The 10,030-nt window shown below is 64.6% G+C and carries 10 protein-coding genes; 4 read left to right on the top strand and 6 right to left on the bottom strand.

Annotated elements, in window-relative coordinates:
• Window positions 1-41 precede the first annotated feature (41 nt).
• Complete coding sequence (locus AC1P6P_RS05255) at window positions 42-806, top strand: helix-turn-helix domain-containing protein (RefSeq protein ID WP_481401384.1); 765 nt, start codon at window positions 42-44, stop codon at window positions 804-806.
• A 21-nt stretch (window positions 807-827) separates the two neighbouring features.
• Here the strand turns inward: AC1P6P_RS05255 and AC1P6P_RS05250 are convergent, their stop codons facing one another.
• Both AC1P6P_RS05250 and AC1P6P_RS05245 read right to left on the bottom strand, forming a co-directional pair.
• Entirely contained in the window at window positions 828-1,400 is a 573-nt protein-coding gene (locus tag AC1P6P_RS05250) for a hypothetical protein (protein WP_481401382.1), read from the bottom strand.
• A 217-nt stretch (window positions 1,401-1,617) separates the two neighbouring features.
• Window positions 1,618-1,998, bottom strand: coding sequence for a winged helix-turn-helix transcriptional regulator (locus tag AC1P6P_RS05245; protein ID WP_481401381.1), 381 nt, complete (start codon window positions 1,996-1,998; stop codon window positions 1,618-1,620).
• A 348-nt stretch (window positions 1,999-2,346) separates the two neighbouring features.
• Here AC1P6P_RS05245 and wecB point away from each other — a divergent pair, with 348 nt between their 5' ends.
• Window positions 2,347-3,498: a non-hydrolyzing UDP-N-acetylglucosamine 2-epimerase gene (wecB, locus tag AC1P6P_RS05240; RefSeq protein ID WP_481401383.1), complete on the top strand. Its 1,152-nt coding sequence runs from the start codon at window positions 2,347-2,349 to the stop codon at window positions 3,496-3,498.
• On the opposite strand, the gene AC1P6P_RS05235 is transcribed toward wecB, so the two are convergent.
• Window positions 3,495-4,805, bottom strand: a complete 1,311-nt coding sequence (locus AC1P6P_RS05235) for a UDP-glucose dehydrogenase family protein (protein ID WP_481401380.1) — start codon at window positions 4,803-4,805, stop codon at window positions 3,495-3,497. The genes wecB and AC1P6P_RS05235 overlap by 4 nt on opposite strands.
• A 420-nt stretch (window positions 4,806-5,225) precedes the next feature.
• Between AC1P6P_RS05235 and AC1P6P_RS05230 the strand changes: the two genes are divergently transcribed.
• Complete coding sequence (locus AC1P6P_RS05230) at window positions 5,226-6,353, top strand: DegT/DnrJ/EryC1/StrS family aminotransferase (protein WP_481401379.1); 1,128 nt, start codon at window positions 5,226-5,228, stop codon at window positions 6,351-6,353.
• Window positions 6,354-6,502: 149 nt separating this feature from the next.
• On the top strand, window positions 6,503-7,600 hold the full coding sequence (locus AC1P6P_RS05225) for an aldose epimerase family protein (protein ID WP_481401378.1): 1,098 nt from the start codon (window positions 6,503-6,505) through the stop codon (window positions 7,598-7,600).
• 6 nt (window positions 7,601-7,606) lie between these two features.
• On the opposite strand, the gene AC1P6P_RS05220 is transcribed toward AC1P6P_RS05225, so the two are convergent.
• The 3 genes from AC1P6P_RS05220 to AC1P6P_RS05210 form a co-directional block, all read right to left on the bottom strand.
• Window positions 7,607-8,980 (bottom strand): ATP-binding protein, encoded by a 1,374-nt coding sequence (locus AC1P6P_RS05220; protein ID WP_481401377.1) that lies wholly within the window; start codon window positions 8,978-8,980, stop codon window positions 7,607-7,609.
• Window positions 8,952-9,650, bottom strand: coding sequence for a response regulator (locus tag AC1P6P_RS05215; protein ID WP_481401376.1), 699 nt, complete (start codon window positions 9,648-9,650; stop codon window positions 8,952-8,954). The genes AC1P6P_RS05220 and AC1P6P_RS05215 overlap by 29 nt, the downstream gene beginning before the upstream one ends.
• A partial coding sequence (locus AC1P6P_RS05210) for a MarR family winged helix-turn-helix transcriptional regulator (RefSeq protein WP_481401375.1) occupies window positions 9,647-10,030 on the bottom strand: 384 nt, incomplete at its 5' end. The genes AC1P6P_RS05210 and AC1P6P_RS05215, both read right to left, overlap by 4 nt.

Here is a 10,030-nt window from a genome sequence, read left to right as displayed (position 1 = left end):
GGTGCGGCGTGTTGCGTTGGGGGGGCGCCCGAATCGGCGCTATGTATCATGTTGTGCGGATTTGTCCGGAGCGGGTTGTGGCGCGCGACGAGGAACTGACGGAAGCCGAAAGCCAAACGGTGGCATTTGCCGTCCGCGAGCATCTCGCCCGCCGGCGGATGTCGCGCCAGCGCCTCGCCGACGAGGCCAGGATTTCGATTTCCACTCTGGAAAAGGCGCTCGGCGGCAGCCGGCCGTTTACGCTGGCGACCCTGGTCCGGCTCGAAACCGCGCTGGGGGTGAAGCTGCGGCCCGATACCCGTCCGGTATCGGCGCCGGCCGCGTTGGGGGCCTATTCGCGGGCCTCGGTCACCTGGCTCGAAGCCGACTATCTGACGCTGCGCCCTTCCTTCGAGGTCAAGGACGCCATTTACGCCTATCGCACCGCGATCCGATGGGACGAGGGCGCGGGGTGCCTTGCCTTCGCCGAAGCCGAACGCCTCGATGCTCCCTACGCCCAGAAGGGGGTGATTGCGCTGCCCAACAAATCGGGTCACGTCTATTTGCATACCAATGACGAAGGCCAGATGCGGCTGGCGATCCTTTCGCATCCGCTGATCACCGGCGAGATGTACGGGGTGATGTCGACGCTGTTGTCGGCCAATGGCGGCCATCTCGTGCCGGTCGCGGTGCCGTTTGCGCTGGTGCCGCTGGCGTCCGGTTTCAGCTTCGGCCGCGTGGTGCCCGGCGACGGGCTTTATGCGCGCTACAAGACCACCCTCTCCCGCGCCATGAACGAAGACTTTTTGCGCTTCATTCCGGCCTGATGCAGCCGTCGGCAGAGGCCGTCAGGGCGCGCGCTGGAACAGCAGGGCGTTGCGGGGATTGCGGGTTTTGCGGGCGCGGGCATGGCGCGGCAGCTTGAGGCACAACGCGGTGCCCGCCTCGGTGATTTCTTCACGCCCGGTGAGGCAGGTGGCGATCAGGCGCAGCACGTCGCTGGTGGCGATGCGCTGCAGCATCGGTTCCTGTGCCCGCCACGCCGTCAGGCACCGGCGCTTATCGAGTTGCAGGATAATTGCGTCTTCTAGCACAACCGCCCGCCGGATAATGGCGGTGATGTCTTGGCGCTGCCAGGTGGGGCCAAGAAGGCGGATCCGGGCGAGTATGGCAACAACGTTCGCGTCTAGGCGGGCGGCCGGAATGCGTTCGGGCGCATCGCGCCCCGGCAGCGCCAGGGTGCCGACATAATAGCGGGCGGCCGCGACGCCGGAATTGGTCACGCGGCTCGGACTCATTTCGACACCATGACCGTCGATCACCAGACCGGAAAGCAGGGTGCCGCGTTCGGTGTCAACCGGACCATGCCCGGCAGGCGTGCTGCGGGCTGGTTTCTCGTCCGGGTCCAAGGTGCCGTGCATGGGTGCGCTACTAGACGTCGATGGAATTAAATACCCCACTGGGTCAAAACACCCCATGGCTAATGATGCGCTACGGCGGCGAATCCTCCTCGCGAGGGTGTTCCATGCTGTCGCAGGTGGACAAAGGTGGTCGGCGCACCTTGGAAATTGCACCGGATAGGGGCAATTGCGTCGCGATCGCGCATCTTTGTGAACGAGACGCTCTATCGCATGCCTGTCAGTTGGCCGCCGGGCCATCCGCGGTGCGCAGGGCTGCCAGGCAGGCCTCGAGCTCCTCGAGCCGCTCGACCAATGCCGCCGCCAGTGGCGTCAGGCCATAAGTGACCGGCGGCGGCTGCCCCGGCAATTCGGTGCGATAGACAAGTTCATCCTGTTCCATGCGCCGTAGTGTCAGCGTCAGCATCCGCTGCGACACCGGATCGAGGGTGCGTTTCAGCTTGGCAAAGCGCAACGATTCATGGCGGAGCGCCAACAGGATCGGTACCGTCCAGCGGTTGCCCAGCCGGCGCATCAGCCAATAGGTGCCCCCCAGGCTGTCGTGCCGCGGCGGCGCGTCGTGGGGTTCGGTGTCCAGTAGAGCCGGTAAGGGTGCGGACATGTGCGTCATGCCAGCCCGACGCGACCGCAAGTCCGCGGCGCCTGTGCCGTTCGTTTCATCTCACCCCCCGATGCCGGCGCAAGGTTGCGTCAGCGGAATCCGATGCAACCGAAATTATCGCGATTCGAACAAAAAAACTATTAGCCGCAATTGACGCAGCGTCGCCGCCCCAGTCGCGGCCGATTCCGTTGCTGCTGAGAAATAATCCGCCTACGGATTACGCAGCGGCATACCGTTGCGTGTCGTGCGGGAATTGGTTGCAAGGCGGGCTTGGAATGTCAGTATGGTGAGCCAACAAATCGAGGAGCGTGCGTGCTGTCCCGTACCGATGCGATGTCGTCGAGGGCGATGCGCACGCGTCCCTTCAAGGTGGTCTTCGTCATCGGCACCAGGCCCGAGGCGATCAAGCTGTTTCCGGTGGTCCACGCGCTCGAGCGCAGTCCTGATTTTGATCCGGTCGTCATTCTCACCGCCCAGCATCGCGAGATGCTCGATGCCGTGATCGACATCGCGGCGCTCACGGCCGATCTCGATCTCGACATCATGCGTCCCGGCCAAAGTTTGAGCGACGTCACGGTCGCCGCGCTCGCTGCCCTGTCTCCGGCGCTGGCCGGCTTCGCGCCCGATCTCGTGGTGGTCCAGGGCGATACCACGACAGCGTTCGTCGGTGCGCTGGCGGCCTTCTATGCCCGCATCCCGATCGCCCATGTCGAAGCCGGTTTGCGCAGCGGCAAGAAATATTCGCCCTTCCCGGAAGAGATCAACCGCTGCCTCGTCGATGTCATGACCGACGTATTCCTGCCGCCGACCGAAGGGGCTCGCGCCAATCTCCTCAAGGAAGGCTATCCCGACGGGCGGATTCACGTCACCGGCAACACGGTGGTCGATGCGCTGTTGTCGATCCGCGGCCGGCTGGAGGCGGAGGCCGATTTGCGCCGTGCCATCGATGCCGGGCTGCCGCATCCGCAACCAGGGCGCCGCCTCGTGCTGGTCACCAGTCACCGGCGCGAGAATTTCGACGGCGGCATCGCCTCGATCTGCAACGGCCTGGCGCGGCTGGCGGCGCGCGGCGATGTCCAGATCGTGTTTCCGGTGCATCCCAATCCCAATGTGCGCGATCCCGTCCATCGCCTGCTCGGCGGCATAGACGGCATCGAGCTCATCGCGCCGCTGAATTACCTGCAGTTCGTCAACCTGATGATGCGCGCCAGCGTGATCGTCACCGATTCCGGCGGCGTCCAGGAAGAAGCGCCGGCGCTGGGCGTTCCGGTCCTGGTCATGCGCGACACCACCGAGCGGCCCGAGGGCATCGCGGCGGGAACGGCGCGTCTGGTCGGTGCCGATGGCGATCGCATCGCCGCTGAGGCCGCGCATCTGCTCGATGATCCGGCGGCCTATGCCGCCATGGCCAAGGCCCACAATCCGTTTGGCGACGGCAAGGCGGCGGCGCGCATCACCGCCATCCTGCACGCCTATCTGTCCGAGCGCATTCGCGCTTAGGCTTCGACGCTCGGCCGCCCCACCGAGATGTACTTGAAACCGGCGCCGGCCATCATGTCGGGGCGATAGATGTTGCGCAGATCGACCAGCAGCGGGCGCTTCAGCAGCGACTTGACGCGGGCGAGGTCGAGGGCGCGAAATTCGTTCCACTCGGTCAGGATGACGAGCCCGTCGGCGCCTTCCAGCGTCTCATAGGTCTCGTTGCACCAATCGACTTCGAAGTGCTTCTTGGCTTCCTTCATGCCTTCCGGATCGAAGGCGCGGATCGTGGCGCCCTTGTTTTTGAGATAGGGCACGATCACCAGCGCCGGCGCATCGCGCATGTCGTCGGTGTTGGGCTTGAAGGTGAGGCCGAGGATGGCGATGGTCTTGCCGGCGACGCCGCCGAACGCCTTCTCGATCTTGGCGCCCATTTCGATCTTGCGGGCATCGTTGACCGCCACCACCGCTTCGATGATGCGGGTCGGCGTGCCGGTTTCCTCGCAGGTCTTCATCAGCGCGAGCGTGTCTTTGGGGAAGCATGAGCCGCCATAGCCCGGGCCGGCATGCAGGAATTTGTTGCCGATGCGTCCGTCGAGCCCCATGCCGCGGGCGACGTCCTGGACATTGGCGCCGACCGCCTCGCAGAGATTGGCCATCTCGTTGATGAAGGTGATCTTGGCCGCCAGGAAGGCGTTGGAGGCATATTTGATGATCTCCGAGCTCTCGCAGGTCGTGAATACGATCGGGGTTTCGTTGAGATACAGCGGGCGATAGATTTCGCGCATCACGGTGCGGGCGCGTTCGGTGGTGCAGCCGACCACGACGCGATCGGGGCGGCGGAAGTCTTCGATCGCCGAGCCCTCGCGCAGGAACTCGGGGTTCGAGGCGACGTCGAATTCGGCGTCGGGGCGGACCTTCCGGATGATCTCGGCGACCTTCTTGTTGGTGCCGACCGGAACCGTCGATTTGGTCACCACCACGGTATAGCCCGTGAGATGGTGCGCGATCTCTTCGGCGGCGGCGAATACATAGGAGAGGTCGGCATGGCCGTCGCCACGACGGCTCGGCGTACCGACGGCGATGAACACGCCCTCGGCCCCGGTCATCGCTTCCTTCAGATTGGAGGTGAAGGACAGCCGCCCGGCCTTGACATTGGCCGCTACGACTTCGTCCAGGCCCGGTTCGTAGATTGGAATGGTGCCAACCTTCAGCCCCTCAATCTTGGCCACGTCGGTGTCGACGCAGACCACGTCATGGCCGAATTCCGAAAGGCACGCGCCGGACACCAGTCCGACATAGCCCGACCCAATCATCACGATGCGCATAGCTCACCCTCGCGTTCTGGACCTCCAGGTTGTGGCGCGCAACCAGCCCGATTGCAATGGCAGAATCGACGGAAAGCTCCGGTCCGCGGTCACGGTTTTTGTCACTCTTTGACAAAACCGCAGCGGCCAGCCGCCCTGGCGCGCCGCGGGCAGGCTGCGGCGCACTGCGGCAGCGGGGACGGTCTCTGTGCCAGTCTATTTTACGGCACTGGAACACTATGTGCTACATACGAACCCGGCCGTACTGCGCCACGGTGGCGGGCGCGATACGCTTGTTGCGGGTTGCAAGGCGGCGCATGGATTCGTGTTAACCGAGGCGGCTGCTGACGCAATCCGAAACATAAAGTGCTGGCGAATGCGTTGAATTCACACGCTTGGCTGGCTAGAACGCATCCGTCGCAAGATTACCGGAGGATAGCCGTGGTCATTCCGTTCATCGATCTGCAGGCGCAACGCCGCCGCATCGCCGAAGTGCTGGACAAGGCGGTCCTCTCCGTCGTGGCCTCGGGCCAGTACATCCTGGGGCCCCAGGTGCGCGAGCTGGAAGCCATGCTGGCCGAGTTCTGCGGCGTCAAACATGTTGTCGCCTGTGCCAACGGCACCGATGCGTTGAGCCTGCCATTGATGGCGTGGGGCGTGGGTCCGGGCGATGCGGTGTTCGTACCCGCGTTCACTTTTGCCGCCACCGCCGAAGTCGCCGTCCTGGCCGGTGCCGCTCCGGTGTTCGTCGACGTGTTGGAAGATACCTTCAACATGGATCCGGCCAGCCTCGAAGCGGCCATCGCCATGGTGAAGAAGGACGGCAAGCTGAAGCCGAAGGTCGTCATTCCGGTCGACCTGTTCGGCCAGCCGGCCGATTACATCGCGATCGAACCGATCTGCCGGCGCGAAGGTCTCAAGATGTTGTGCGATACGGCGCAAGGCTTCGGCGGCCGTTTCCATGGCCAGGTCACCGGCTCGATCGGCGATGCCGCCTCGACCAGCTTCTTCCCCGCCAAGCCGCTCGGTTGCTATGGCGACGGCGGCGCGGTGTTCACCAACGATGCCGAATTCGAGGCGCTGCTGCGTTCGATTCAGGTCCACGGCCAGGGCGTCGACAAATACGAAAACGTCCGCATCGGGATGAATTCCCGCCTCGACACGCTGCAGGCGGCGATCCTGATCGAGAAGACCAGGATTTTCGCCGACGAAATCGCGCTGCGCGAGAAGGTGGCGCGGCGCTACAACGCCGGCCTCGGCGTTTCCAATCGCATCCGCGTGCCGGTCGTGATCGACGGCGCCGCTTCGACCTGGGCGCAGTACACGCTGCAGGTTCCCGATCGCTCCAGGCTGCAGGCCGATCTCAAGGACAAGGGCATTCCGACCGCGGTCTATTATCCGATCCCGCTGTCGCGCCAGAAGGGCTATGCCCAATACCCGAGCGCGCCGATCCCGGTGACCGAGAAGATTTCCGACACGGTGGTGTCGCTGCCGATGCATCCCTATCTCGACGAAGCGACCCAGGACACCATCATCGCGGCGGTGCTGGCGTCGGTCGGCCGCGACTGACCGGGCATTCCCCGTGACCTCGACAAAGGGCGGCTTGCGGGCCGCCCTTTTTGTTTGGCGTCGCCGGATGGCGACGGCACGGTTTGTGATTGTCTGATATAGTCGTCAACCACAAAAGAATGGCCATCAAAGCTGAAGGAAGCGCCGGGATGCTGAAAATCGTGATGGCTTATCTGGCGCTGGCGATGCTGGCGGCACCCGCCGATGCGGCGATCATCAAGACCGCCTTCGGCAGCACCGCGGATGGCAAGCCGGTCGACCTCTACACACTCTCTGCCGAAAGCGGCTTGGAAGCGAAGATTTCCACCTATGGCGCCACGCTGGTGGCGCTGAAGACCCCGGACCGGCACGGCACCTTCGCCAACGTGGTGCTCGGCTTCGATAGCGCCGCGCCCTATGTCCAGGGCGTGCCGTTTTATGGCGCCACCGTCGGGCGCTACGCCAACCGCATCGCGCGCGGCAGCTTCACGCTCGATGGCACCCGTTACCAGCTTCCCATCAACAGTGGCGCCAACACCCTGCATGGCGGCAACGGCTTCGATAAGCGGCTATGGCGGGCGGAGCCCATCGAAACGGCCGCGGGACCGTCGCTGCGGCTCACCTATGTCAGCGCCGATGGCGAGGAGGGCTTTCCCGGCCAGCTCACCGTCCACGTCACCTACACGCTGACCGGCGACGCGCTTGCCATTTCCTACGACGCAACCACCACCAAGCCGACGGTGGTGAATTTCACCAACCATTCCTATTTCAATCTTACCGGCAATCCTGCCAACACCATCCTCGACCATCGCCTGACGCTGAACGCCGATCGCTTCACGCCGGTCGACAAGACACTGATCCCGACCGGCGAGCTTCGCCGCGTGACGGGCACGCCGTTCGACTTCACGCATGCGACCGCGATCGGGGCCCGCATCGACGCCGCCGACGAGCAGATCGGCTTCGGTCACGGCTACGACCACAACTGGGTGCTGAATTCCGGCGGCGGCGCGCTGGCGACTGCGGCCATTCTCGAGGACCCGGTCAGCGGACGGGTGATGGAAGTCAAGACCACCGAGCCCGGCATCCAGGTCTATTCGGGTAATTTCCTCGACGCCAAACGCACGGGGTTCAACCGTCATACCGGCGTCTGCCTCGAGACCCAGCACTTCCCGGATTCGCCCAACCAGCCGGCGTTCCCGTCGACGGTCCTGCGCCCCGGTCAGACCTTTCATTCCGAAACCGTGTTCGCGTTTCGCGCCGCCAAGTGACGGCAATTACAGCGGCAGGCGGATGGTGGCGCGCAGGCCGCCCTGCGGGCTGTCGGCGAGGATGAGATCGCCGCCATGGCTGCGCGCCAGGTCGCGGGCGATGGAGAGGCCGAGGCCGACGCCGCCGACTTGCAGGTTGCGGCCCTCGTCGAGACGCCGGAACGGGCGGAACGCCTCTTCGCGCTGGTCGACGGGAATGCCGGGGCCATCGTCGTCGATGTGGATCGCGGCGAAGCGCGCTTCGAGGTCGAGCGACACGGTGGCGCGAGTGCCGTGCTTCAAGGCGTTGTCGATCAGGTTGGTGACGCAGCGCCGGAGCGCCTTCTGCTTCACGGCCAAAAGCACGCCCTCGGGCACCTGCAGGTCGAGTTCGCCTTGGCGGGCGCGCCGGGCCGCTTCGGCCGCATCGCGCACCAGGGCGCCGAGATCGGCCAGCTCGCTTTTCTCGCCGCCTTCGCCGCGCGCGAACGCCAGATAGTCGTTCAGCATGCTTTCCATCTCGGCGATGTCGTCGGCAAGGGCGTCGACGTCGGGCGACGGAGCCATCATGGCCAGTTGCAGGCGGATGCGGGTCAGCGGCGTCTTGAGGTCATGGCTGACGCCGGCCAGCATTTCGGTACGCTGCTGGACATGGCGGTTGATGCGCTCGCGCATGGTGAGGAAGGCCTGGGCGGCGCGGCGCACTTCGGTGGCGCCATAGGGCTTGAAATCGGGCACATCGCGGCCCTTGCCGAAAGCATCGGCGGCGCGCGCCAGCCGTTCGATCGGGCGCACCTGATTGCGCAGGAACAGGATGGCGACGGTGAGCAGGATCAGCGACGAGATCATCATCAACAGGATGAAGGTGTCGGGGCTCGACACCGTGATGCGGTCGCGCGGCACCACCGCGTGCAACACGCCATCATGCACTTCGACGCTGATGAGGAATTTCTGCTTGCCCGGCAAGGGCGTAATCTGGAAGTGCCGCTTTTCGCCGATTTGTTGGGCGATGACCTCGTCGAGCGCCTTGTCGATGGTGCGATTATGAAGATGGGTGGGCGGTGGAATGTGCACGCCGGGCTCGAACCTGAGCTCGTAACGCAGCTGCTTTGCGGCGAGGTCCCGCAGCTTTTCGCGCCACGGGCTGTGGCGCGTGTCCTCCTGTGCGATCAGCAGCGCGATATCGGAGGCGGCCGCGCGCGCCATGCGCCGGGTGGTGGAATCGAGGTCGCGTTCGAAAAAGACATAGGAGACGATCGCCTGCAAAATCACCATCGGCGCCACGATGATGATCAGCGAACGCGGAAACAGGCCGCGCGGCATGAACCGCTTCAACAGGCGGCCCGGCCTCAGCTGCGCCCAGGTGAACGGTTTATCCGACGCGATCGGGTACGAGGACATAGCCCACGCCTCTTACGGTCTGCAGGTAAAGCGGCAGTTTGGGGTCTTCTTCGATCTTCTTGCGCAGGCGGGTGACCTGCACGTCGATCGAGCGCTCGAGCGCCACGCCGAGCCGCGAGCACAAATCGGTGCGCGAAAAGCTGCGCCCGGCATTGGCGGCGAACAGCTGCAGCAGCGCGTTCTCCGAGCTGGTCAGCTTGATCGGGCGGCCCTTTTTCTTGAGCTGCTTGCGTTCGGGATCGTAGACGCAGTCGCCCATCGTGACTTCGCCGGAGGCGGAGCGCGCGGGCGGCGCGGCGCGGCGAAGCAGCGAGCCGATGCGCAAAAGAAGCTCGCGCGGCTCGAACGGCTTGGTCAGATAGTCGTCGGCGCCCTTTTCCAGCCCCGCAATGCGGTCCTCGGCTTCGCTTTTGGCGGTCAGCATCAGGATCGGGATGTCGGAGGAGGCGCGGACGCTGGTGGCCAGTTCGAACCCGGATTCGCCCGGCATCATGACGTCGAGGATGAGAAGATCGAAGGCCATCGATTTCATCAACGCCCGGGCATCGGCGGCGTTGGCGGCGGCGCTGACGCGGAAGCCGTTGGTGGACAGATACTTCTGCAGCAGCGCCCTGAGGCGTTCGTCGTCATCGACGACCAGAAGATGGGGATCTTGGACGGTTCCGTTCATGGTGTTTTCCTCCAGCGCTCGGGGTCGCCGGCAATGCCGATCAAAACTTTGCGATAGCCGCCGACGGCATCCTGCCCGGCGGCCTTGAAGGCGGCGGCGATCAGCGGCCGCTGGGCATTCCACACCGCGTCGGCGAGGGATTTGCCCGCTGCGGTCAGCTGCAGCGATCGGGTGCGACGATCCTGCATACCTGTCTTGCGTTCCACGAAGCCGCCTTTCAAGAGGTCGCCCATGACGCGGTTGAGGCTCTGTTTGGTGATTTTGAGGAAGCCCAGCAATTCGGCGACGGAAAGCCCGGGATTGCGCGCAATGAAATGCAAAGCGCGGGCGTGGGCGCGTCCTAAACCTGCGTTGGCGAGAACGGCGGCGCTTTTGGCGGC

The sequence above is a fragment of the Rhizomicrobium sp. genome (assembly GCF_056722145.1).
The sequence above is the reverse complement of the archived record's forward strand: the minus strand, read 5'-3'. Positions and strand labels throughout refer to the sequence as shown.

Excerpts from the sequence above, each read along its gene's own strand:
- AC1P6P_RS05255 (WP_481401384.1), top strand. The coding sequence starts at position 42 with ATGTATCATGTTGTGCGGATTTGTCCGGAGCGGGTTGTGGCGCGCGAC.
- AC1P6P_RS05250 (WP_481401382.1), bottom strand. The coding sequence starts at position 1,400 with ATGCACGGCACCTTGGACCCGGACGAGAAACCAGCCCGCAGCACGCCT.
- AC1P6P_RS05245 (WP_481401381.1), bottom strand. The coding sequence starts at position 1,998 with ATGTCCGCACCCTTACCGGCTCTACTGGACACCGAACCCCACGACGCG.
- wecB (WP_481401383.1), top strand. The coding sequence starts at position 2,347 with ATGCGCACGCGTCCCTTCAAGGTGGTCTTCGTCATCGGCACCAGGCCC.
- AC1P6P_RS05235 (WP_481401380.1), bottom strand. The coding sequence starts at position 4,805 with ATGCGCATCGTGATGATTGGGTCGGGCTATGTCGGACTGGTGTCCGGC.
- AC1P6P_RS05225 (WP_481401378.1), top strand. The coding sequence starts at position 6,503 with ATGCTGAAAATCGTGATGGCTTATCTGGCGCTGGCGATGCTGGCGGCA.
- AC1P6P_RS05220 (WP_481401377.1), bottom strand. The coding sequence starts at position 8,980 with ATGTCCTCGTACCCGATCGCGTCGGATAAACCGTTCACCTGGGCGCAG.
- AC1P6P_RS05215 (WP_481401376.1), bottom strand. The coding sequence starts at position 9,650 with ATGAACGGAACCGTCCAAGATCCCCATCTTCTGGTCGTCGATGACGAC.